General features: G+C 66.9%; 23 protein-coding genes. 14 read left to right on the forward strand and 9 right to left on the reverse strand.

Translation table 11 applies throughout. The features are described from left to right. Positions 1-42: 42 nt before the first annotated feature. The gene (locus BU124_RS00500) at positions 43-357 is read left to right on the forward strand and encodes a DUF6477 family protein (RefSeq protein ID WP_084860674.1); all 315 of its coding nucleotides are present in this window, start codon (positions 43-45) and stop codon (positions 355-357) included. A gap of 4 nt (positions 358-361) precedes the next feature. On the opposite strand, the gene BU124_RS00505 is transcribed toward BU124_RS00500, so the two are convergent. Beyond that, positions 362-1,915, reverse strand: a complete 1,554-nt coding sequence (locus BU124_RS00505) for a trimethylamine methyltransferase family protein (protein WP_084860480.1) — start codon at positions 1,913-1,915, stop codon at positions 362-364. Between the two features lie 208 nt (positions 1,916-2,123). Between BU124_RS00505 and BU124_RS00510 the strand changes: the two genes are divergently transcribed. The 11 genes from BU124_RS00510 (at position 2,124) to BU124_RS00560 (ending at position 12,780) form a co-directional block, all read left to right on the forward strand. After that, on the forward strand, positions 2,124-2,804 hold the full coding sequence (locus BU124_RS00510) for an outer membrane protein (RefSeq protein WP_179141830.1): 681 nt from the start codon (positions 2,124-2,126) through the stop codon (positions 2,802-2,804). 94 nt (positions 2,805-2,898) lie between these two features. Next, complete coding sequence (gene guaA / locus BU124_RS00515) at positions 2,899-4,491, forward strand: glutamine-hydrolyzing GMP synthase (protein ID WP_084860482.1); 1,593 nt, start codon at positions 2,899-2,901, stop codon at positions 4,489-4,491. Continuing rightward, complete coding sequence (locus BU124_RS00520; protein ID WP_084860483.1) at positions 4,488-5,396, forward strand: DMT family transporter; 909 nt, start codon at positions 4,488-4,490, stop codon at positions 5,394-5,396. The genes guaA and BU124_RS00520 overlap by 4 nt, the downstream gene beginning before the upstream one ends. A 113-nt stretch (positions 5,397-5,509) precedes the next feature. Continuing rightward, complete coding sequence (locus BU124_RS00525) at positions 5,510-6,607, forward strand: outer membrane protein transport protein (RefSeq protein ID WP_084860484.1); 1,098 nt, start codon at positions 5,510-5,512, stop codon at positions 6,605-6,607. Between the two features lie 104 nt (positions 6,608-6,711). Next, entirely contained in the window at positions 6,712-7,575 is an 864-nt protein-coding gene (locus BU124_RS00530; RefSeq protein ID WP_084860485.1) for an ATPase, read from the forward strand. A gap of 27 nt (positions 7,576-7,602) precedes the next feature. Further along, positions 7,603-8,550: a homoserine O-succinyltransferase gene (locus tag BU124_RS00535; protein WP_084860486.1), complete on the forward strand. Its 948-nt coding sequence runs from the start codon at positions 7,603-7,605 to the stop codon at positions 8,548-8,550. A gap of 72 nt (positions 8,551-8,622) precedes the next feature. Next, positions 8,623-9,567, forward strand: a complete 945-nt coding sequence (locus BU124_RS00540) for an alpha/beta fold hydrolase (protein ID WP_084860487.1) — start codon at positions 8,623-8,625, stop codon at positions 9,565-9,567. Positions 9,568-9,637: 70 nt separating this feature from the next. Beyond that, on the forward strand, positions 9,638-10,642 hold the full coding sequence (locus tag BU124_RS00545) for a DUF3137 domain-containing protein (protein WP_084860488.1): 1,005 nt from the start codon (positions 9,638-9,640) through the stop codon (positions 10,640-10,642). 49 nt (positions 10,643-10,691) lie between these two features. After that, complete coding sequence (gene ppk2, locus BU124_RS00550) at positions 10,692-11,564, forward strand: polyphosphate kinase 2 (protein WP_084860489.1); 873 nt, start codon at positions 10,692-10,694, stop codon at positions 11,562-11,564. Continuing rightward, complete coding sequence (locus BU124_RS00555; protein WP_084860490.1) at positions 11,557-12,201, forward strand: TetR/AcrR family transcriptional regulator; 645 nt, start codon at positions 11,557-11,559, stop codon at positions 12,199-12,201. The genes ppk2 and BU124_RS00555 overlap by 8 nt, the downstream gene beginning before the upstream one ends. A gap of 66 nt (positions 12,202-12,267) precedes the next feature. Next, on the forward strand, positions 12,268-12,780 hold the full coding sequence (locus BU124_RS00560) for an acyloxyacyl hydrolase (RefSeq protein ID WP_084860491.1): 513 nt from the start codon (positions 12,268-12,270) through the stop codon (positions 12,778-12,780). An 84-nt stretch (positions 12,781-12,864) separates the two neighbouring features. On the opposite strand, the gene BU124_RS00565 is transcribed toward BU124_RS00560, so the two are convergent. From BU124_RS00565 to BU124_RS00575, 3 genes are read right to left on the reverse strand one after another with little or no spacing between them, the layout of a single operon-like run. Then, positions 12,865-13,941 (reverse strand): ABC transporter ATP-binding protein, encoded by a 1,077-nt coding sequence (locus tag BU124_RS00565; protein WP_084860675.1) that lies wholly within the window; start codon positions 13,939-13,941, stop codon positions 12,865-12,867. A gap of 2 nt (positions 13,942-13,943) precedes the next feature. Continuing rightward, on the reverse strand, positions 13,944-14,747 hold the full coding sequence (locus BU124_RS00570) for an ABC transporter permease (RefSeq protein ID WP_084860492.1): 804 nt from the start codon (positions 14,745-14,747) through the stop codon (positions 13,944-13,946). After that, positions 14,744-15,616 carry an ABC transporter permease gene (locus BU124_RS00575; RefSeq protein ID WP_084860676.1) on the reverse strand — a complete coding sequence of 291 codons (873 nt, stop codon included), beginning with the start codon at positions 15,614-15,616 and terminating at the stop codon, positions 14,744-14,746. Before BU124_RS00575 ends, BU124_RS00570 begins: the two co-directional genes overlap by 4 nt. Positions 15,617-15,811: 195 nt before the next feature. On the opposite strand from BU124_RS00575, the gene BU124_RS00580 reads away from it, so the two are divergent. Continuing rightward, the gene (locus BU124_RS00580; protein ID WP_084860493.1) at positions 15,812-16,651 is read left to right on the forward strand and encodes a LysR family transcriptional regulator; all 840 of its coding nucleotides are present in this window, start codon (positions 15,812-15,814) and stop codon (positions 16,649-16,651) included. Between the two features lie 63 nt (positions 16,652-16,714). Here BU124_RS00580 and rpsI read toward each other — a convergent pair whose 3' ends face one another. The 4 genes from rpsI to BU124_RS00600 form a co-directional block, all read right to left on the reverse strand. Continuing rightward, positions 16,715-17,203, reverse strand: a complete 489-nt coding sequence (gene rpsI, locus BU124_RS00585; RefSeq protein WP_084860494.1) for a 30S ribosomal protein S9 — start codon at positions 17,201-17,203, stop codon at positions 16,715-16,717. Next, positions 17,203-17,670, reverse strand: a complete 468-nt coding sequence (gene rplM / locus BU124_RS00590; RefSeq protein ID WP_084860495.1) for a 50S ribosomal protein L13 — start codon at positions 17,668-17,670, stop codon at positions 17,203-17,205. Before rplM ends, rpsI begins: the two co-directional genes overlap by 1 nt. Positions 17,671-17,797: 127 nt before the next feature. Continuing rightward, complete coding sequence (locus tag BU124_RS00595; protein ID WP_084860496.1) at positions 17,798-18,775, reverse strand: SLAC1 anion channel family protein; 978 nt, start codon at positions 18,773-18,775, stop codon at positions 17,798-17,800. An 82-nt stretch (positions 18,776-18,857) separates the two neighbouring features. Further along, on the reverse strand, positions 18,858-19,286 hold the full coding sequence (locus BU124_RS00600; protein WP_084860497.1) for a PaaI family thioesterase: 429 nt from the start codon (positions 19,284-19,286) through the stop codon (positions 18,858-18,860). Positions 19,287-19,356: 70 nt separating this feature from the next. Between BU124_RS00600 and BU124_RS00605 the strand changes: the two genes are divergently transcribed. Beyond that, entirely contained in the window at positions 19,357-20,142 is a 786-nt protein-coding gene (locus BU124_RS00605) for an enoyl-CoA hydratase (RefSeq protein ID WP_084860498.1), read from the forward strand. A gap of 133 nt (positions 20,143-20,275) precedes the next feature. On the opposite strand, the gene BU124_RS00610 is transcribed toward BU124_RS00605, so the two are convergent. After that, on the reverse strand, positions 20,276-21,748 hold the full coding sequence (locus BU124_RS00610; RefSeq protein ID WP_084860499.1) for a carboxypeptidase M32: 1,473 nt from the start codon (positions 21,746-21,748) through the stop codon (positions 20,276-20,278). Position 21,749 lies beyond the last annotated feature (1 nt).

The following is a 21,749-nucleotide window of genomic DNA, read 5'->3' on the forward strand; positions in this document are numbered from 1 at the left end:
CCGGTTGTGATATAAGCGTTGAAAATCAACTGGGAGATCGTCATGGAAGATGTTCTGACACGCGTTTCGCGCCTCGAAAGACCGCTGATCCTGGTGCAGACCGCGCGCCAAGGGTTAACGGATTACTGCCGAAATCGCCACCTTCGCCGGGTGCTAAGGGCCGAGGTGCCGCCGCGGTCAAGCGACGCGGTGGTCCAGCTTCTGGACATCGAGGCGGCGCTGGATTGCCAGCGCCGGCAGGACCGGGCGGCCTATTCGATCGCCCGGCACGTCGAGGTGCTGATCGCGCTGATGTCCGAGGCGGCCGCCCTGCGGGCGATCCGGCGATCGCGCCGCAGGCTGCAGCCCATGGGCTGAGGGTTCAGCCGAAAGCGTCGGGCATGCTGTCCTTCTTGGCGGCCACGTAGGCGTGCAGCGCCTCGTTGATCGCCGGGTCGAGGGCTGGCTGCTGGTAGTCGGCCAGCAGCTTCTCGACCCGCACCCTTGCGAGTTGGCGGGTGTCGCGCCCGCCTTCCTCGTCCCAGGTCTCGAAGGGCTTGTAGTCCAGCACGTCGGACCGCCAGAAGGCGGACTTGAAATTGGACTGGGTATGGGCGCAGCCGAGGTAGTGCCCGCCCGGGCCGACCTCGCGCAGGGCATCCATGGCCTGGGCGTTCTCGTCGATGTCGACGCCTTTGGCGATGCCGTGCAGCGCACCCAGCTGGTCGGCGTCCATGACGAATTTCTCGAAGTCGGCGACAAGGCCGCCTTCCAGCCAACCGCAGGAATGCAGCATGAAGTTGACCCCGGCCAGAAGCCCGACGTTCAGGCTGTTGGCGGTCTCGTAGCCGGCCTGCGCGTCGGGCAGTTTCGACCCGTTGAACGACCCCGCCGAGCGGTAGGGCAGTCCCAGCCGCCGCGCCAGTTGCCCCGCGCCGTAGGTGATCTTGGCCGCTTCGGGCGTGCCGAAGGTGGGCGCGCCCGAGTTCATGTCGATCGAGGTCACGAAGGTGCCGAAGATCGCCGGCGCCCCGGGCCGGATAAGCTGGCTGTAGGCGACGCCGGCCATGACCTCGGCCAGGACCTGCGTCAGCGTCCCCGCCACCGAGACCGGCGCCATGGCCCCGCCGACGATGAAGGGGCTGATGATCGCGGCCTGGTTCTTGGCGGCATAGGCTTCCAGCGCGCCCATCATGGTCGCATCAAACGTCAGCGGCGAGTTTATGTTGATCAGCGAGGTCATGACCGTGTTGGTGTCGACGAAGTCGGCGCCGAACAGGATCTCGGCCATCTCGATGCTGTCACGCGCCCGGTCGGGATCGGTGACCGAGCCCATGAAGGGCTTGTCCGACAGGGTCATGTGCGCCAGCAGCATGTCCAGGTGGCGCTTGTTGACCGCCACGTCGGTGGGTTCGCAGACTGTCCCGCCCGAGTGGTGCAGCCACTTCGACATGTAGGCCAGCTTCACGAACTTGTGGAAGTCGTCCATCGTGGCATATCGGCGCCCGCCGTCCACGTCGCGCACGAAGGGCGGGCCGTAGATCGGCGCCAGCACCAGGTTGCGCCCGCCGATGACCACGCTGCGCTCGGGGTTGCGGGCGTGCTGGGTGAACTCGGAGGGCGCGGTCTTGATCAGCTCGCGCGCCAGCCCGCGGGGGATGCGGACCCGCTCGCCGGTGACCTCGGCCCCGGCGGCGCGCCAGCGCTCGAGCGCCTGCGGGTTGTCCACGAAGGCCACGCCGATCTCTTCGAGGACCTGCTCGGCATTGGCCTCGATCACCGCGATGGCCTCCTCGGTGAGGACCTCGAAGTTGGGAACGTTGCGTTCGATGTATTTCGCCGTCTCGAAACTGACCGCCGAGCGCTGTGCCCGCCGCGCGGCCCCGCCACCACCGCGGCCCCTGCGCCCTGCCCGTGCCGTGCTTGCGTCGCTCATGCCGAGTCTCCCTGGTCTCGTTGCCTTGGGCGGGTGATAACCCCCTGCGCGCTGCGGATGGATCGGATTTGCGCCCCTTTGGGTGCGAAAGCGACATACGGGCTGTGATATTGTCATCACATCCAAACATTTAGGCGGACGAAGGCGTTGCCCCGTGCGCGAAAGGATGAGACTAAATAGAATAGTTACCATATTTCTGGGGGATGCCATGAAATTGCTTACCACGACACTTTTCGCGTTCGGACTGGCGAGTGGGGCGGTATTAGCCGAATCGGCAGATGAGGCGACATCCGACCCCGCCACCTCGACCCCCGAACTGGACACCGTCATGGACTGGTCCGGCGCCTATGTCGGGGGGATCTTGTCTTTTGGGTCGGGAGTCTATGGGAACGACGCTATCTTCCCAGGCGACGGCGAGGGCGAATTGAGTGGCCCCGGTGTCGGCGGTCTAGTCGGATACAACTTCCAGAACTCTAAATTTGTGTATGGTGCCGAACTGGCGCTGTCGGCCAGCAGGCTCCACGGCACCGAGGAGTGCAACAACCCGGATTTCGAATGCGCGCTCGAATTCTCGACTGTCGGGTCGCTGCGTCTGCGCGGCGGTTACCTCGCCTCTTCAGATACACTCATCTACGGGTTGGCTGGGGTCGCCGCGGGCGATGCCGACGGATTTGTCGACGACGGCAGCGGACCGGAGGGCGAAGTCAACCGGCTGAACGGGACGGTGTTCGGCATCGGCGTGGAACGGGCATTCAAAGAGCGCCTTCGCGGCCGGATCGGTATCAACCGCTATACCTTCGACGGGCAGGATTTTCAGACAGATCAAGTCTATCCTGACGTGAGTTCGTCCTTCAACGAACTGGAGGCGGCGATCATCTACTCGTTCTGATCGACGCCAAGATCGCGTGGTGGCCCCAGCCGTTTGTGCGGGGCCACCACGCTTTGCGCTTGCCTGCCAGTGCGATCGTGCCTATCCGAGCGGCATGACAGATAACGCCTCTAGTATCTCCGATCGGCACAGACGCCTCCTAATCATCGACTTCGGCAGCCAGGTCACGCAACTGATCGCGCGGCGGCTGCGGGAATTGAATGTCTATTGCGAGATTCACCCCTTCCAGGCCGTCACCGAGGCCTTCCTCGATGATTTCGCGCCGCGGGCGGTGATTTTCTCGGGCGGGCCGGATTCGGTGATGCGCGCGGGAAGCCCGCGCCCGCCGCGAGCGGTATACGAGCTGGGCGTGCCGATCCTGGGGATCTGTTATGGCCAGCAGGTGATGATGCAGGACCTCGGCGGCACCGTCGAGGCCGGCGCGGCCGCCACCGCCGAGTTCGGCCGCGCCTGGGTCACCCCGGCCGAGGGGACCCGACCGGATTTCCTCAACGGCTGGTTCATGGACGGCTCGGGGCGCGAGCAGGTCTGGATGAGCCACGGCGACCATGTCTCGAAGCTGGCCCCGGGCTTCGAGGTGCTGGGCACCTCGCCCGGCGCGCCCTTCGCCATCACCGCGGACCTGGATAGGGGCTTCTACGCGGTGCAGTTCCACCCCGAGGTGCACCACACCCCCAACGGCAAGACCCTCTACGAGAATTTCGTGCGCAACGCGGGCTTTGCGGGCGACTGGACCATGCAGGCCTACCGCGCCGAGGCCATCGCGAAGATCCGCGCGCAGGTGGGCGACAGCAAGGTGATCTGCGGGCTGTCGGGCGGGGTGGACAGTTCCGTCGCCGCGGTGCTGCTGCACGAGGCCATCGGCGACCAGCTGACCTGCGTCTTCGTCGATCACGGGTTGCTGCGCCAGGGCGAGGCCGACGAGGTCGTCACCATGTTCCGCGACCACTACAACATCCCGCTGATCCACGCCGACGAGGCCGAATTGTTCCTGGGCGAGTTGGACGGTGTTTCCGACCCCGAAACAAAGCGCAAGATCATCGGGCGATTGTTCATCGACGTCTTCCAGAAACATGCCGGCGATATCGCGGGGGCGGATTTCCTCGCGCAGGGCACGCTCTACCCCGATGTCATCGAGTCGGTCAGCTTTTCCGGCGGGCCGAGCGTGACCATCAAGTCGCACCACAACGTGGGCGGCCTGCCCGACAAGATGGGCCTGGAGCTGGTCGAACCGCTGCGCGAGCTGTTCAAGGACGAGGTCCGCGCGCTGGGCCACGAGCTGGGCCTGCCGGCCAGTTTTATCGGCCGCCACCCCTTCCCCGGCCCCGGCCTGGCCATCCGCTGCCCCGGCGAGATCACCCGCGACAAGCTGGAGATTCTGCGCAAGGCCGACGCCGTCTACATCGACCAGATCCGCAAGCACGGGCTGTATGACAAGATATGGCAGGCCTATGTCGCCATCCTGCCGGTGCGCACCGTGGGCGTGATGGGCGACGGGCGCACGTATGACTATGCCTGCGCCCTGCGCGCGGTGACCTCCGTCGACGGCATGACGGCCGATTACTACCCCTTCGATCACGACTTTCTGGGCGAGACCGCCACGCGCGTCATCAACGAGGTCAAGGGCATCAACCGCGTCACCTATGACGTGACCTCCAAGCCCCCCGGCACCATCGAGTGGGAATGACCCGCGCGGCGGCCCTCTTGCCCGAGGCCCTGCGCGCGGCGCTCTGGATGGCCGGCGCCATCGCGTCCTTCACCTCGATGGCCGTCGCTGGGCGCGCAGTCAGCGTCGAGCTCGACACCTTCGAGATCATGCTCTACCGCTCGGCCGTCGGCGTTGTGCTGGTGCTTCTTGTCAGCAGCCTGGCGGGCACGCGCGGCCAGATCACGACCGACCGGCTGGGCCTGCACGCCCTGCGCAACATCGCGCATTTCGCGGGCCAGAACCTGTGGTTCTTCGCGATCGCGGCGATCCCGCTGGCGCAGGTCTTCGCGCTGGAGTTCACCTCGCCCATCTGGGTGATCCTGCTGGCCCCGCTGGTGCTGGGCGAGCGGATCACGCGCACCGGCGCGCTGGCCGCCGCCATCGGGTTTGCCGGGGTGTTGATCGTCACCCGGCCCGGGGTCTCGGCGCTGGAGGTGGGCCATCTGGCCGCCGCCGGCGCGGCGGTGGGCTTTGCCCTGTCGGCGCTGTTCACCCGGCGGCTGACGCGGGGGACGACGATCACCGGCATCCTGTTCTGGCTGACGGCGATGCAGCTGGTCCTGGGCCTGATCTGCGCCGGGGCGGACGGCGCCATCGCCCGACCCTCGCCCGGCAGTCTGCCATGGCTGGTGCTGATCGGCTGCGCCGGTCTTCTGGCGCATTTCTGCCTGACAACGGCGCTGTCCATCGCCCCGGCGGCGGTGGTCATGCCCATCGACTTCGTCCGCCTGCCGGTGATCGCCGTGGTCGGCGCGCTGGTCTACGCCGAGGCGCTCGACCCCTTCGTGTTTCTGGGGGCGGCCTTCATCTTCGCGGGCAATTACCTGAACATCACGCACGGCCAGCCCCGACCGACGGTACGCGCCGCCACCGCGCGAAAGTGACGCCGCGACGCCGCGACGCCGTATCAACCTGACGTCGCGTCAAGAATTGACCAAGCGCCCCAGCGCTTCCTAGGGTTTGCCCGAGGAGAGACACCAGTTCAGGGATGAGGGACATGAACAAGATACTCGGCGCGGGCGCCGCGCTATTGATGACGACCGGGCTTGCCAGTGCCGGCGGGCTCGATCGGTCGGGGCAGCCGGTCGGCGCAATTTTCGAGGAGGGCAGTTATGCCGAGCTGAGCTTCGGCCTGGTCAACCCGTCGGTCAGCGGCAACATGAGCTCCGCCCTGCCGTCTATTCTGGGTGGTGGCGCACCCTCCGGCGACATGGCCCCCAGCTACGCGCAGTTCGGGGCGGCCTACAAGACCGACCTGTTCGAGGGCACCGCGCTCGCCATCATCCTGGATCAACCCTATGGCGCCGACGTCGACTACGACGACACGACCGCCTATGCCCTGGCCGGCGCGAAGGCAGAGGTCGACACCACTGGGCTTACGGTGTTGCTGCGGTTCCGGATCGACGAGAATTTCAGCCTGCACGGCGGGGTCCGCACGGTGACGGCAAGCGGTGTCTACGACGTGCCGGCGGTGCCCGATCTGGACGGCCCGCAAGGGCCCGCGACGGCATCGTCCGCCTACGCCTCGACCTATTCCAGCGATACCGGCATGGGCTATGTCCTGGGCGGGGCCTACGAACGCCCCGACATCGCCCTGCGCGTGGCGCTGACCTACAGCAGCCCGGTCGACCTCGCCCTGGACGGATCGGTGGGCGACCTCAGCACCACCATGCCCGAAAGCGTCAACCTCGACGTCCAGACCGGCATCGCGCAGGACACGCTGCTGTTCGGCTCGGTCCGCTATGTCGCCTGGGACGGGTTCGCGCTGACCGACAGCCGCGCGGGTGATATCCTCGACTACGACGACGACGTCTATACCTACACCCTTGGCGTCGGGCGGCAGTTCACCGACAAGCTCTCGGCCTCCTTCTCGGTGGGCTACGAGGAGTCCACCGGAGAGCCGACCGGCAACCTCGGCCCGACGGATGGTTACGTCAGCTACCAGCTGGGCGCGGCCTACATGATCGCCGACGGGGTCGAACTGTCGGGGGGCATCCGCTACATCGACATCGGCGACGCGACGACCACCATCGGATCCGACTTCAGCGACAACTCGGCCGTGGGCCTCGGCGCGAAGGTCGCCTACTCCTACTGACCGGACCAGGACCACACCGAAAGCCCCGCCCCACCCGGCGGGGCTTTTTCATGGCGGGCCAATTCGGGCTTGGACCCCGGGCGCGCCCGCGCTAGGCACGGGCCATGATTTACGAGAGCGCCGCCGACTGGACCCGGGCCGCCCACAAGCGCGTGGTCTTTTTCGCCATGTCCGGGCTGGGCAAGACGCATCTGTCCAAGATGCTGGCGGGCACCGGCGACTGGTTCCATTACAGTGTGGATTACCGCATCGGCACCCGCTACATGGCCGAGCCCATCGCCGACAATCTCAAGAAACAGGCCATGCAGGTGCCCTTCCTGGCCGAGATGCTGCGCGCCGATGCCATCCACATCGCCGCCAATATCCACGACGATGACCTGACCGCCGTTTCGGCCTATCTCGGCAAGCCCGGCGACCCGGCCCGCGGCGGCCTGCCGATGGCCGAATATACGCGCCGCCAGGACGAGTTTCGCGATGCCGAGGAACGCACGCTGCTGGATACCGGGGCCTTCATCACCCGCGCCGAAGAGGTCTACGGCTACCCGCATTTCGTCTGCGACACCGGCGGGTCGATCTGCGAATGGGTCGACCCCGACGACCCCGACGACCCGATCCTGCGCGCCCTGTCCGCGCAGTGCCTGCTGGTCTGGATCAAGGGCAGCGACGCGCATACCGACGAGTTGATCCGCCGCTTTGACCGGGCGCCCAAGCCGATGTCCTATCAACCCGAGTTCCTGGCGCAGGCCTGGGCGGAATATCTGAGCGAAAACAACATGCAAGAGGGCGACGTTGACCCGGATGCCTTCATCCGCTGGGCCTATGCACGGGCGCTGGCGCACCGTCAGCCGCGCTATGCCGCAATGGCGCGCAACTGGGGCGTGACCGTCGATGCCGAGGCCATGGCCCGCGCCCGCGACGCCGCCGACATCGAGGCAGTCATCGCCACGGCCCTCGACGCGCCCCGCTGAGCCCGACACCCCGCGAAAGAGACCGACATGCCCATCAAGCTGCCCCGTTCCCTGCCCGCCTATGACGTGCTCTCGACCGAGGGCGTCATGGTCATGGGCGAGGGTCCGGCCAGCCAGCAGGACATCCGGCCCTTGCGCATCGCGCTGCTCAACCTGATGCCCCGCAAGATCCAGACCGAGATCCAGTTCTCGCGCCTGATCGGGGCGACACCGCTGCAGATCGAGTTCAGCCTGATCCGCATGACCGGCCACGAGGCGCGCAACACCTCGGCCGATCACATGGAGGAGTTCTATCGCCCATTTGCGGAGGTCCGCGACGAGAAGTTCGACGGGCTGATCATCACCGGCGCCCCGATCGAGCATCTGCCCTTCGCGGAGGTCACCTACTGGGACGAGCTCTGCGAGGTTTTCGAATGGACCCAGAGCCACGTGCATTCCACCTTCGGGGTCTGCTGGGGCGGCATGGCGATGATCCACTACTTCCACGGGGTGAAGAAGCATTTGCTGGAGCAAAAGCTTTTCGGCTGTTATCGGCACATGAATTTTGCCCCGCAAAGCCCCTACCTGAGGGGGTTTTCCGATGATTTCGTCATGCCCGTCAGCCGCTGGACCGAGATGCGCCGCCCCGAGATCGAGGCCGCGGGCCTGCCCATCCTGCTGCACTCCGACGAGGTCGGCCCGGCGCTGGTCGAGGACCCGGCGCACCGGGCGCTCTACGTCTTCAACCACCTGGAATACGACAGCGCCACGCTGGACGAGGAATACCGCCGCGACCTAGCCGCCTCGCAGGTCGAGGGCGCGGATGTGCTGATGCCCGTCAACTATTTTCCCTTCGACGATCCCGCGCGCGCGCCGCAGAACCGCTGGCGCAGCCACGCGCATTTGCTTTATGGCAACTGGATTTCCGAGATCTACCTGACCACGCCGTTCGACATGGGCCGCATCGGGCAGGAAGTGTCCGACCTGCGGCGCTGACGCTGCGGCGCGTCTCGACCCCGGCGCGGCCGGGCTTATCTTGCGATCACCCGGCCTGCGTGGAGACCTGTCATGAAGTTCCTTGTTTTGTTGCTGATCCTGTTCGGTCTCGCGCTGGCAGTTCATCTGCGCGCCGGTGCCCGCGAGGCACGGTGGGAGGCGCAGTACCCGCCGCTGGGCCAGGTCATCGAGGTGGACGGCACCCGCGTGCATGCCCTGGTCAAGGGTGATGGTCCCGACCTGGTGCTGATCCACGGGTCCTCGGGGAACCTGCGGGATTTCTCGTTTCGGATGGTCGACAAGCTGGCGCAGGACTACCGCGTGATCACCTTTGACCGGCCCGGGCTGGGCTACACCGAACGGCTGCACGACCGCGGCGCGACGATCGCCGAACAGGCCGCCCTGCTGCAAAAGGCGGCGGCGCAGCTGGGCGCGGACCGCCCCCTCGTGCTGGGCCAGAGCTACGGCGGCGCGGTGGCGCTGGCCTGGGCGGTCAACCACCCCGGGGCGGCGGTGGGGCTTGTGCTGGTCTCCTCGCCCACGCACCCGTGGGACGGGCATGTGCCCGCGCTCTACCGGGTGAACGGATCGGCGCTCGGGTCGGCCCTCGCGGTCCCGCTGATCACCGCGCTGGTGCCGCGGTCCTACATCCGCGACCAGGTGCGCACGGTGTTCACCCAGGAGCCGATGCCCGAGGGCTACGACAGCTACCTCGGCGCGGAACTGGCCGCGCGGCGCGTCAGCCTGCGTGCCAATGCCAGACACCGGGTCGCCCTGCTGGACCAGATCACGCAGATGCAGCCGCGCTATGACGCCCTGACCCTGCCCATCGAGATGATCCACGGCACCGCCGACACCACCGTCGGCCTGTCGATCCATGCCGAGAAATTCATCCTCGAGGTGCCGCAGGCCCAGCTGACCCGGCTTGAAGGGGTAGGCCACCTGCCCCATCACACCGCCCCCGACGCGACCCGCGCCGCCATCGACCGCGCCGCTGCCCGCGCCGGGCTGCGGTAAACCGGCCGTCTTGTCACCGCGCGGCGCGGCCACTAGCGTGAGCCAGGCGTCGGCCAACAGGAGGGCGGAGATGCAGTTTGAAGAACGGGCACCGATCGAGGAGGGGTTCTCGGCTGTTTTCGAGGCCGAGATCGCGCCTGACCTAGACCGGATCGAGACAGACCGGCAGGCGCTGCTCGGCAAGGCCAAACGGCATGCGGGCATCCCGCTGGGGATCGGCGGCATACTGGCGATCTGGAGCCTCATCGGCGCCGACGACTGGGAAGGTCGGTTGGTCGGCGCGGTCGTGGCGCTTGTCTTCGGAGGCCTGATCGCCTGGTTTCTCTGGTCACGGCAGTCGAACCGCTGGGGCAATCGCCTGGCCGACACCGTGATGCCGGTGATCTGCCGCTTTCTGGGTGGCCTTGACTACGACAAGACGGCGCGCAAGCGCTTCCCGCTCGACCGCGTGCAGGGGCTCGGCCTGATCGGCAACTACAATCGCTCGACCCTGGAAGACCGGCTGGAAGGCACCTATCGCGACACGCCGTTCGAACTGGTCGAGGCGAAACTCCAGCACAGGTCCTCGGGCGGCGGCGGGGACAACGACAGCAGCACCACGACAATCTTCAAGGGGCTGTTGATGCGTATCGGCGTGCCCGAGTCCGTGGGGACGGACATTTTCATCGCCCGCGAGCTGGGCGGCTTCGGCAACAAGTTGGGAGAAATGTTCGCCTTCGGCGGCGGGCGCAGCATGCCGCGAGTGGAATTCGACCATGACGCTTTCGAGGCCGCCTTCGCGGTCTATGCCGACGATCCGGACGAGGCCCGGCGGATCATGCCGGCGGGGTTCCTCGAAACCTTGCTTGGGATCGCCGAGTCGGAGGGTGGCGAAAAGGGTGCGCGCGCCATACGGGCCGGGTTCCAGCATGACTCCTTCTATCTTGCGCTGGAACGGGGCGGCCCCTTCCTGGAGGTCGGTAGCCTGACAACGCCAATGCACGATATCGAGGACGACCTGCACGGCGTTTTCGAGGACCTTGCGCTGATCCGGCGGATCATAGATCGGCTTCACGGGCTGGCACCGAGTGTCTAGACAGACGTTCACGCCGGTCCCCGGCCCGGGGTCCACACAGGAGAGAGCGATGCGGGACCTGCCCTTCGATGGGGCCATAAGCCAGTATTTCCGGCACGAGGCCCCCGCCGAGGTGCGCCGCGAGATCGAGGACTGGGGCAAGGGCGAGATCCTGTCCAGGTACCACCCCTATGCCCAACGCTGGAAAAAGAAGGTCTACAAGGCCCGCCTGCGGGCCTGCCAGGTGGAGCTGGTCAAGCTGCAGCGCTGGCTCAAGGACAGCGGTCAGCGCGTCGTCATCGTTTTCGAGGGGCGCGACGCCGCCGGAAAGGGCGGCACGATCAAGCGGTTCCGCGACTACATGAACCCGCGCGGCGCCCGTGTCGTGGCCCTGCCCAAGCCGACCGAGACCGAGGCGACCCAATGGTATTTCCAGCGCTACATCGACCACCTGCCCGCAGGGGGCGAATGCGTCTTCTTCGATCGGTCGTGGTACAACCGCGGTGTCGTCGAAAAGGTCTTCGGCTTTTGCACGGATGAAGAGCGCGCGCATTGGTTCCGCCAGGTCGGCCCCTTCGAGAAGATGCTGGTCGACGAGGGCATTCACCTGTTCAAGTTCTGGCTGAACGTGGACCGGGCCGCGCAACTCAAGCGCTTCCTCAAGCGCGAGCAGGACCCGCTCAAGCAATGGAAGCTGTCGGCGATCGACGTCGAGGGGCTGAAACGCTGGGAAGCCTACACCGGCGCCATCAGTGAGACCCTCACCCTGACCCACGAACCCGACGCGCCCTGGACGATCATCCGCTCGGACGACAAACGCCGGGCGCGGGTCAACGCCATCCGCACGGTGCTGCACGCGCTGGACTATGACCGCAAGGACCTGTCGCAGGTCGGCCCCGTGGATTCCATGATCGCGGGGGGGCCGGACCTCTGGCATGGCTAAGCGCGGCTATCATCACGGCGACCTCAAGCGCGCGCTGGTCGACGGCGCCCTGCGCCTGATCGAGGAAAAGGGCCCGACCGGCTTTACCCTGTCCGAGGCCGCCCGCGAGGCCGGCGTGACCCCGGCCGCCGTCTATCGCCATTTCGACGGGCGCGAGGACCTGATCGCCGAGGCCGCCCGGCAGGGCTATGTCATCTTCGCCGACCTGATGGAACATGCCTACGAGAAGGGCCAGCCCTCGGCGCTGGCCAGTTTCGAGGCTACGGGGCGCGCCTATCTCGCCTTCGCGCGCCGCTTTCCGGGGCACTACGTGGCCATGTTCGAAAGCGGCCTATCCGTCCAGCGCACGCCGGAGCTGGCCGCCGCCGCCGGCCGGGCCATGGGGGTTCTGGAAAAGGCGGCCGCCGACCTGTCGCAGCATATCCCCGAAGACAAGCGCCCGCCGCCGCAGATGTTTTCGGCCCATGTCTGGGCCATGTCGCACGGCGTGGTCGAACTCTTCGCCCGCGGCAGCCCGGGAAGCCGCGGGCCCTTCCCGCCCGAGGACCTGCTGGAAACCGGGATCGGGATCTACCTGCGCGGGCTGGGTCTGATCCGGCCCGACGCGGAAGCCGATCCGGGGGACACCGAGGGCTGAAAAAGGGCTGGCCCGGCGGGCGCAGGACCGGTATCCAACGGGAAGACCCGGACCGGAGGCGCACCGATGGATGGCACCCTTGCCGCGATCTACCTGATTGCCAGTCTGTTCGACATGGGAATGACCCATTGCCCACAGGGCTGCCTGACCCGCGAGGCGGCGCCCGCGCGCCTTTCGGTGCAGGCCGGCGACGTGATCTTCCAGGAGGACAGCATCGGCGAGGAGGTTTTCCTCGGCTACGACCTCAACCATGCCTATGGTCCGTTCCAGCCGACCGTCGGGCTGTCGGTGACCGACCAACGCGCGGGCTGGATCGGACTGGGCGTGAAATCCCGCTTCGAGATCGGCGCGGGCGGGCTGTTCGCCGAGGGCTCGATCATGCCGGGCTATTACAGTGCCGGCGACGGGCCCGACCTGGGCGGCACCCTGCAGATCCGCTCGGCCCTCGGGCTGGGCTACGAGTTCGGCAACGGGGCCACGGTGAGCGTGCTCTACGATCATCGCTCGAACGCGGATACTCGAGCGCGCAACCCCGGTCTGGAAACCCTGGCGATCCGCTATCAGGTGGCGCTCGACTGAGCCGTGCAGGAGGGGCGCTGCCCCTCTTGGCCTGCGGCCAATTCACCCCGGGATATTTTTGGCCAGAAGAGGCGCGGGCGCGGGTCAGCGGCCGAGCAGGACCAGCGAGCGTTCGTCCCAGGCCACCCGCGTGGGGCTGCCGACGTCCAGCACCGGTCGGCCGATGCGGTTCTTCATGGACAGGGTCAGCGGTTTGTCGATCCCGGCGACGGCGACGTCGTAATAGGTCATGTCGCCGTAGTAGACGACCTCGTCAACACGGCCCGCGACTTCCATCCGGTCGGTGCGTTCGCCCTCGAAGAGCAGCGAGAGCGTCTCGGGGCGGATGCCGATCGTGACCGGCCCTTCCTCGACCCCGCCGGGGGCCTGTTCGGCCGGAACCCGGTAACGGCCGAGCCCCGCGACCTCGACCGCGATCTCGGGGCCGGTGGCGGTGACCCGGCCGTTGAGGAAGTTCATCATGCCGATGAAGCCCGCGACCCGTTTCGAGGCGGGTCGGCGGTAGAGCGTCTCGGGGTCGTTCAGCTGGCCGATGCCGCCCTCGAACATCACCGCGATGCGGTCGGACATGACCAGCGCCTCTTCCTGGTCGTGGGTAACGAGGATGAAGGTGATGCCGACCTCGCGCTGGAGCTTCATCAGTTCCACCTGCATCTGCTCGCGGATTTTCTTGTCCAGCGCCGAAAGGGGTTCGTCCAGCAGCAGCACCTTGGGCTTGAGGATCAGCGCGCGGGCCAGGGCAACGCGCTGGCGCTGGCCGCCCGAGAGCGCATTGGCCGCGCGGATGCCATAGCCCGCAAGGCCGACCATCTCCAGGGCCTCGTCCACGGCGCGGGCCCTGTCGGGTTTGTCCATCTGCGCGCGGCGCAGGCCGAAGCCCACGTTCTCGGCCACGGTCAGGTGCGGGAAGATGGCGTAGGACTGGAACACCATGTTGGTGGGCCGCAGGTTCGGCCCCACCCCGGCCATGTCGCGCCCGTCGATGTGAAGGGTGCCGATGTCCGGCGCCTCGAAGCCCGCGATGAGGCGCAGCAGGGTCGTCTTGCCGCAGCCCGAGGGCCCCAACAGCGAGAAGAACTCGCCCTCGCGGATCTCCAGGTCGATATCGCGCAGGGCGTGGTAGTCGCCGAAATGCTTGTTCACGCCCGCCAGGCTGATCAGCGTCACAGAAAGCCCCCCCTGTCCTTGAGACCGGCGCGTTTGAGGCCGCGCCGCCGCATGATCTCGGCGATGATCAGCAGCACGATCGACAGCGCCACAAGGATCGTCCCCAGCGCCATCACCACCGGCAGCTGCCCGGGAAAGCGCAGCAAGCCCCAGATATAGACCGGCATGGTCGGATTGGCGCCCGACAGGAAGAAGGCGATGATGAATTCGTCCAGCGAGATGGTGAAGGCGATCAGCAGCGACGAGACGATCCCCGGCATCACCAGCGGCAGGATCACCAGCCGAAAGGCGCTCAGCCGTGTTTCGCCCAGGTCGAGCGCGGCCTCTTCCAGGGCCGGGTCCAGGTTCTGGAAGGCGCCGTTGAGCACGGCGATGGAGAAGGGCATGCAGATCAGCGTATGCGCGGCGATGATCGTGGTGTTCGACAGCCCCAGCCCGAAGACCTGCACCACCAGCACCAGCAGCGAGACCGCGACGATGATCTCGGGCAGGACCAGCGGAAGCATGATCAGCCCCATCATGGGCCGCTTGAGCGGCCAGTCGGCCATGCTGGCCGCGCGCGCGGCACAGACGCCCAGCACAGTGGAAAGCACCGCGGTGGTGGCGGCGATGATGAGCGAATTGCGCGCCGCGTTCAGCAGGCTCGCACTTTGGGTCAGCTCGGCGAACCAGCGGGTCGTGGCCCCCGACAGGGGAAAGGCGATGATATCCGCGTCGTTGAAGGCAAAGAGCGGCAGCAACGCGATGGGCGCGTAGAGAAACACCAGGTAGGCGATGGCATAAGCGCGCAGCCCGGTCATTTCGGCCCCCGCAGCCAGCGCCGGTTGAGCCAGATGAAGAGCAGCGAGACGGCCGTGACCGAGAGCATGGCCAGCACCGCCAGCGTCGCCCCCATGGGCGCGTTGTTGAGCTTGAGAAACTGCGTCTGGATCATGTTGGCGATCATCAGGCCATCCGGCCCGCCCACCAGCCGCGGCGTGACATAATCGCCGATGGTGGGGATGAAGACGATCAGCACGGCCGCGACCACGCCCGGCATGGCCAGCGGCAGCGTCACCCGCAGGAAGGTGGTCGCGCGCGTCTCGCCCAGGTCCATCGAAGCCTCGAGCAGCGACCGGTCGATTTTTTCCAGCGCCACAAAGATCGGCAGGATCGCGAAGGGCGCAAAAGCATGGGCCAGGGTGATGACCACGGCGTTGGCATTGTAGAGGATGACCGACAGCGGCTCGTCGATCAGCCCCAGTCCGGTCAGGCCGGAATTGAGCACGCCGTTGTAGCCCAGGATCACCTTCCACAGGAAGACGCGGATCAGGTAGCTGGTCCAGAAGGGAATGGTGATCAGGAACAGCCACAGCGACTTACGCCCCGGGGCGACGTGGAAGCTGACGAAATAGGCGATGGGAAAGGCCAGCACGACGGTCACGAGGGTCACCGCCCCGGCGATCAGCAACGACCGGCGCAGCAGTTGCATGTAAAGCGGATCATTGAAGGCCTCGACGTAATTGGCGAGGGTGAACCGGGTGTCGATGTCCAGGTAATCCTGGGTCCAAAAGCTGAACAGCAGGATCGTCGCCAAGGGCACCGCCAGCAGAAGCAGGGCATAAAGGAACGGCGGGCTGACCAGTATCAGCCCCCGTTTGCCGCCCGCCGTCAGTGCCGCCCTGGCCATGCGCACCCCGATTCCCGAAAGACCTGCCATCCCCAAGGGACCGAGAAACGCCGGAAAGATCAATGCCCCGTCGGCCCGGTGCGATTCGGCCTGTCCTTATAGCCAGTCAAGGTGAGGTTTTCCTTAAACTTGGATGCCAAATCCTGTTGTTCGTCGCCGCGGCACCGGTCCGCGGGAAACGGGAAAGACGACGATTTGGCACTGCACAACTGGGACGATCTGCGTTTCTGCCTCGCGCTGGACCGACACAAGACCATGACGAAAGCGGCGGAAAGTCTCTCGGCGAACGTGGCCACGGTGTCGCGGCGCATCGAGAAGCTGACCGAGGAACTGGGCCAGTCGCTCTTCATAAAGCACGCCAACACCTGGGAACCCACCGAGGCCGGCCGCCGGCTGATCGCGCTGGCCGAGACCGTCGAGCAGGATCTCGATGCCTTCGCGTTGCAGCAGGACATGACCCCTTCGCCCGGCTCGGTGGTGCGGGCGACGGTGTCGCTGACGATCCTGCAAAGCGCGCTGAGCGGCTGCGGGCCGGCCTTCCTGCGCCGCCACCCGGACCTCGGGCTTGACCTGACCATACGGCATCGTTCGATCGCCTATGCCGAGGCGGATGTCGCCGTGACCTATACCCGGCCCACGCAGGGCCTGCTGACCTGCCGCAAGCTGGGCGAGCTGGGCCTTCGGCCCTACGTCCGGGCGGGCCTTGACGGCGCGCCCTCGGGCTGGCTGACGATCGATTACGACGACGCCGCGCGCCAGGTCGAGGTGTTCCAGACCACCCAGGCCGACCTGCCCACGCGGCTGCGGATGGAGGGGCTGTCGCCCGCGGAGGGCGTGCTGATGGGCACGGACCTTGTCGCGACCCTTCCCGAGCGGTTCGGCGATGCGCGGCCCGACCTGAAGCGGCTGACACCGGACGGCCCGGTGGAAATGCTGGAGGTCTGGATCAGCTTTCATCGCAGCCGCAAGCTCGACCCGATCGTGCGGCTGGCCGATGCGCTCGTGTCGGAGTGCTTTGGCCAGGCCGAGGGCTGAAACCCGGGCACGAAATAGGGCCGCCCGGCTGGGCGGCCCTGAAAAACGGCGGGGCGACCTAGATCAGCGCTTGGAGAACTGGAAGCTGCGGCGGGCCTTGGCACGGCCGTACTTCTTGCGTTCCACCACGCGGCTGTCACGGGTCAGGAACCCGGCGGCCTTGAGCGGGGCACGCAGCCCCGGATCGTAGAGTTGCAGCGCCTTGGAGATTCCGTGGCGCACCGCCCCGGCCTGCCCCGACAGCCCGCCGCCCTTGACGGTGGCCATGACGTCGAACTGATCGCTGACACCGGCCACGTCGAAGGGCTGGCGCAGCAGCATCTGCAGCACCGGACGGGCGAAATAGGTGTTCAGCGCCTTTCCGTTCACCGACATCTTGCCCGAGCCGGGCTTGATCCAGACGCGGGCGACCGCGTCCTTGCGCTTGCCCGTGGCATAGGACCGGCCCAGGCTGTCGCGAACGGGCTCGCGCGGGGTTTCTTCGACGGCCGGGGTTTCGGCGCCCTCGGCCACCTGGCCCAGCTCTTCGAGGGATTTGACTTGATCGGCCATCAGTATGCGCTCCGCGTGTTCTTGGTGTTCATGGACTTGACGTCCAGAACCTCGGGCTTCTGGGCGTCCATGCCGTGCTCGGCCCCGGCGAAGACACGCAGGTGGGTCATCTGCTTGCGGGCCAGCTTGTTGCCCGGAAGCATCCGCTTGACGGCCTGGGTGACGACCCGCTCGGGGTGGGCGCCGTCGAGGATCTGCTCGGCGGTGCGGTTCTTGATGCCGCCCGGGTGGCCGGTGTGCCAGTAGTAAGTCTTGTCGGTGCGCTTCTTGCCCGTCATCTGCACCTTGTCGGCGTTGATGACGATGACATTGTCGCCCATGTCCATGTGCGGCGTGAACGACGGCTTGTGCTTGCCGCGCAGGCGCATGGCCACGATCGAGGCAAGGCGGCCCAGAACGACGCCCTCGGCGTCGATCACGACCCAGCTCTTCTCGATATCTGCCGGCTTCGCAGAATAGGTTTTCATGTGTATCGGCCCTGGTTGGGTTTCGGATGGGCGCGTTTTAAGGGTTTGCCCCGCGCAGTCAAGCGTCTTCGGTGCCGATTTTCCGTTCATTTTCTGAGGCTTGATAATTAGGTATCAAGATACCCCATCATTCGGGGCGGCAGATCTCGCCACGGGCGACGGCGATGCCCGTCCGCACCGCCAACCCCAGCACCACCAGTATCAGCAGGCCGAGCGTGACCGCCCCGATCAGCAGGTGCGCCAGGGTCCCCGCGAGCGCGGCAAACCGGAACGAGGCGATGGCCAGCGCGGCCAGCGGAAAGCTCAACGCCCACCATGACAGGGCAAAGGGCAACCGCACCAGTTTGGGCACTTGCACAATAACCAGCGCGGCAAAGATGTAGGCGGTATAGATCAGCCCGCGCGCCAGCCCGTCGAGCCCGCCCGCCAGCGCCACATGGGCCACGAAGGCCACCGAGGGCGGGGCGATCAGGATCACCATGGTGGGAAACAGCCGCGCCGGGATCGGGTCGTGAAAGATCAGGCGGTTCATCACCAGTGTCAGCAGCACGACCCAGAACATCAGCCCGCCCGAGAAGAACAGCCACGAGATCTCCACGTACCCCATCGGCAACCCGGCCACGGGCACGATGACATTGCCCACCGCCGGGATGAACCACGCCGGCGTCAGGTGCCCAACCTGAAAACTGCGATGGCTGATCCAGCCGCTGATGACCGCCACGGTCAGCGCCCCCTGCCCGATCACGCCCACAAGCCAGACGCTCCGCGCCAGCCCGGGCCAGACCGACCAGAGCGCCGTGGCCAGCAACAACAGCGAGATCGTGATCGTGGGAAAGAAGGCCAGTTTCACCGGGTGCTGCCATTCCGCGGCGACCGCGCCGGGATGGCGCAGCACCTTGAGGACGTAGAGCGCCGAGATCACCGCCAGCGCCAGCAGCGACAGCCCCAGCATCCCCGACGACAGCGCCCCGGCCGGCGCCCAGACCGGCGCCGCGGCATGCAGGGCCAGCGTCAGGCCCAAGAGCCCCATCACCACGGCAAAGAAGGTCACCGGGAAATGCGTCAGCCGGTCCGCCGGGGCCGCGTCAACGTGCGTTTTGGTCATCGGAAACTCCTCGGGGGCAAAGGCCCGGCCTGTCTGGCACGGGAAATATGCCATTTCCCTGATTTGAATCAACGGGGCCGGGTCACCCCGACCGCTCCGGCGGGATCGAATAGGTCAGGCCGGCCCGGGCCACGGGCGCCTCCGTGCCCTCGGAATAAAGCCGCACCTCGATCACGCTCAATGCCCGCCCCAGTTTCAGCACTTCGGCCCGCGCCAGGATGTCGCACCCCGCCTGCGGCTTGCGCATGAAGTCGATCGAGCAGTTCGTCGTCACCGCCAGCGCCTTCGGCCCGATTCGCGCCATGGTCGCCACGTAGGCCGCCACGTCGGCCAGGCCGAACATGGCCGGCCCCGAGACGGTGCCGCCCGGGCGCAGGTGCCGCTCGGCCACCCTCAGGCGCATCACCAGCCCCTCCGCGTCCATGCGCTCGATCCCCACGTCGTCGCGCACCTGCGGAAAGACCTCGTCGAGGAACGCCGTCATCTCGTCGATGCTCATCTGCACTGTCATCTCTCGCTGCCTCTTTCGCCCTGCCCGACAGACCACTAGGTTTGGCCGGAAATCGTGAAAGGAACAAGCCATGGCCCTGCTCGACCGCACCGACCGCAACCATGTCGCCCACCTGTTGATGAACGGGCCCGAAAACCTCAACGCGCTGTCCGACGCGATGCTGGCCGCGCTGCAGGAAACCCTCGACGAGATCGCCGAGAGCGACGAGATCCGCGCCGTCACGCTCGCGGGCGCGGGCAAGGCCTTCTGCGCGGGACACGACCTGAGGGAAATGCAAGCCGCGCGGCAGTCCGAGGACGCCGGCGCGGCCTATTTCGCCGATCTCTTCACCCGCTGCACCGGGGTGATGCAGACCATCCAGGCGATCCCGCAGCCGGTGATCGCGCAGGTCCACGGCGTCGCCGCCGCCGCCGGCTGCCAACTGGTGGCGACCTGCGACATGGCCGTGGCCGCCCACGGCACGCGCTTCGGCGTCAACGGCGTCAACATCGGGCTGTTCTGTTCCACCCCCATGGTGGCCCTGACACGCAACGTGCCGCGCAAACGCGCCTTCGAGATGCTCACCACCGGCCGCCTGATCGAGACCGACGAGGCCGCCGAAATCGGCCTGATCAACCGCGCCGTGGCCGCCGAGGACCTGGAAACCGCCACGACCGAGCTGGCCGAGACCGTGGCCGGCAAACTGGCCAGCGCCGTCCGTGTCGGCAAATCTGCCTTCTACGACCAGGCCCAGATGACGACCGAGGCCGCCTATGCCCTCACCGGCGACGTCATGGTGCGCAACATGCTCGAGCGCGACACCGACGAGGGCATCACCGCCTTCCTCGAAAAGCGCGCCCCTGACTGGGCCGGTTGATCCGGCCGCCCGCGTCTTCTGGCAAAAAATATCCCGGGGTGAATGCCGCACGGCAGAGGGGCAGCGCCCCTGGCCCGCAGGCGGCGCGCCCGCGCCGCCGAGACATCGTGCGTGGCGCAGCCACACCGCTTGGTCACACCCCGTAAAGCCCGCCGAACTTTTGTTCGAGGTAGTCCAGCAACGGCGCTTCGCTCGGCGCGTCGCCGCAGGCCTGCCGGATCGTCTCGCGCGGGGTCTGCAGGCCACCGTGACCCTGCACCGTGTCGCGCAACCACTCGGTGGCCGGGGTCAGGTCGCCGATGGCCAGGCCGACGTCCAGGTCCGGCACCGCGCGCCGCATGGCCGCGTGCAGACAGCCCGCGTAGACATTGCCCAACGTGTAGGTCGGGAAATAGCCGAACAGGCCCACCGACCAGTGCACGTCCTGAAGGACCCCGTTCGAGGGCCGGTCCACGGCAACGCCGAAATCCGCCTCGAACCGGTCGTTCCAGGCCGCCTCCAGGTCCTCGACTTCCAGCCGCCGCGCGATCAGGTCGCGTTCCAGGTCGAACCGCATCAGGATGTGCAGGTTGTAGTGCACCTCGTCCGCCTCGGTGCGGATGTAACCCGCCCCGACCCGGTTGATCGCGGCGTAAAGCGCTTCCGGGTCGGGCAGGTTCAACGCGCCGAAAGCCTGCTGCATCTGCGGGTAAAGCCAGCGGGCGAAGGCCTGCGACCGGCCCAGCTGGTTTTCGTAGATGCGCGACTGGCTTTCGTGCACCCCCATCGAGACCCCCTGCCCCACCGGCGTCAGCAGGTGGTCTGGATGAATGTTCTGCTCGTAGGCGCCGTGGCCGACCTCGTGTATCGTCGAATAAAGGCTGTTGAAGGGATCATGCGGGTTGGTGCGCGTGGTGATCCGCACGTCCAGCCCCGAGCCCGAGGAAAACGGATGCACCGCCTTGTCCACCCGGCCGCGGGCCATGTCGTAGCCGAAGGTCTTGGCGACATGGCGGGCCAGCCGCATCTGCGCGCCCTCGTCGAAGGTGCCGGTCAGGGCCGTGGGCGCGGGTCTTTCCAGCACCGCCGTGCGCAGGGCCACCAGGCGCGGGCGCATCCGCGCAAACATCGCCTCCAGCTCGGCCGCGGTGGCCCCCGGCTCGAAATCCTGCAGCATGGCGTCGTAGACATCGGCCCCGTCGGCCAGGGCCGCGCCCTCTTTGCGTTTCAGCGCCACGACCTCTTTGAGCGTGGGCGCAAAGGCGGCGAAATCATCCTCGGCCCGGGCCTTGGCCCATACCCCCTGCGCCATCGAGGTGACGCGCGCGATCTCGGCGGCCAGCCGCGCGGGCACCTTGCGCGCGCGCTCGTACTCGCGCCGGATCAGGCGCAGGTTGGCCGCGCGCACCGGGTCGTCGTCCTCGGGCACGGCCGCCAGCCACTCGCCCACGCGGGGATCGGTGCGCCGCGCGTGCAGCACCGATTCCATCGCGGCCGTTTCCTCGGCCCGCTGGGGCGCGGCGGCGCGGGGCATCATGGTTTCCTGGTCCCAGCCCAGCCGGCCGGCGACCTGCGCCAGCGCTTGCGTGGTGCGGGCATATTCCATCAGCGCGTCGTAGGCGGACATG

The sequence above is a fragment of the Salibaculum halophilum genome (genome assembly GCF_002094885.1).
GTDB lineage: Bacteria > Pseudomonadota > Alphaproteobacteria > Rhodobacterales > Rhodobacteraceae > Salibaculum > Salibaculum halophilum.

Excerpts from the sequence above, each read along its gene's own strand:
- BU124_RS00500 (WP_084860674.1), top strand. The coding sequence starts at position 43 with ATGGAAGATGTTCTGACACGCGTTTCGCGCCTCGAAAGACCGCTGATC.
- BU124_RS00505 (WP_084860480.1), bottom strand. The coding sequence starts at position 1,915 with ATGAGCGACGCAAGCACGGCACGGGCAGGGCGCAGGGGCCGCGGTGGT.
- BU124_RS00510 (WP_179141830.1), top strand. The coding sequence starts at position 2,124 with ATGAAATTGCTTACCACGACACTTTTCGCGTTCGGACTGGCGAGTGGG.
- guaA (WP_084860482.1), top strand. The coding sequence starts at position 2,899 with ATGACAGATAACGCCTCTAGTATCTCCGATCGGCACAGACGCCTCCTA.
- BU124_RS00520 (WP_084860483.1), top strand. The coding sequence starts at position 4,488 with ATGACCCGCGCGGCGGCCCTCTTGCCCGAGGCCCTGCGCGCGGCGCTC.
- BU124_RS00525 (WP_084860484.1), top strand. The coding sequence starts at position 5,510 with ATGAACAAGATACTCGGCGCGGGCGCCGCGCTATTGATGACGACCGGG.
- BU124_RS00530 (WP_084860485.1), top strand. The coding sequence starts at position 6,712 with ATGATTTACGAGAGCGCCGCCGACTGGACCCGGGCCGCCCACAAGCGC.
- BU124_RS00535 (WP_084860486.1), top strand. The coding sequence starts at position 7,603 with ATGCCCATCAAGCTGCCCCGTTCCCTGCCCGCCTATGACGTGCTCTCG.
- BU124_RS00540 (WP_084860487.1), top strand. The coding sequence starts at position 8,623 with ATGAAGTTCCTTGTTTTGTTGCTGATCCTGTTCGGTCTCGCGCTGGCA.
- BU124_RS00545 (WP_084860488.1), top strand. The coding sequence starts at position 9,638 with ATGCAGTTTGAAGAACGGGCACCGATCGAGGAGGGGTTCTCGGCTGTT.
- ppk2 (WP_084860489.1), top strand. The coding sequence starts at position 10,692 with ATGCGGGACCTGCCCTTCGATGGGGCCATAAGCCAGTATTTCCGGCAC.
- BU124_RS00555 (WP_084860490.1), top strand. The coding sequence starts at position 11,557 with ATGGCTAAGCGCGGCTATCATCACGGCGACCTCAAGCGCGCGCTGGTC.
- BU124_RS00560 (WP_084860491.1), top strand. The coding sequence starts at position 12,268 with ATGGATGGCACCCTTGCCGCGATCTACCTGATTGCCAGTCTGTTCGAC.
- BU124_RS00570 (WP_084860492.1), bottom strand. The coding sequence starts at position 14,747 with ATGACCGGGCTGCGCGCTTATGCCATCGCCTACCTGGTGTTTCTCTAC.
- BU124_RS00575 (WP_084860676.1), bottom strand. The coding sequence starts at position 15,616 with ATGGCCAGGGCGGCACTGACGGCGGGCGGCAAACGGGGGCTGATACTG.
- rpsI (WP_084860494.1), bottom strand. The coding sequence starts at position 17,203 with ATGGCCGATCAAGTCAAATCCCTCGAAGAGCTGGGCCAGGTGGCCGAG.
- rplM (WP_084860495.1), bottom strand. The coding sequence starts at position 17,670 with ATGAAAACCTATTCTGCGAAGCCGGCAGATATCGAGAAGAGCTGGGTC.
- BU124_RS00595 (WP_084860496.1), bottom strand. The coding sequence starts at position 18,775 with ATGACCAAAACGCACGTTGACGCGGCCCCGGCGGACCGGCTGACGCAT.
- BU124_RS00600 (WP_084860497.1), bottom strand. The coding sequence starts at position 19,286 with ATGACAGTGCAGATGAGCATCGACGAGATGACGGCGTTCCTCGACGAG.
- BU124_RS00605 (WP_084860498.1), top strand. The coding sequence starts at position 19,357 with ATGGCCCTGCTCGACCGCACCGACCGCAACCATGTCGCCCACCTGTTG.
- BU124_RS00610 (WP_084860499.1), bottom strand. The coding sequence starts at position 21,748 with ATGTCCGCCTACGACGCGCTGATGGAATATGCCCGCACCACGCAAGCG.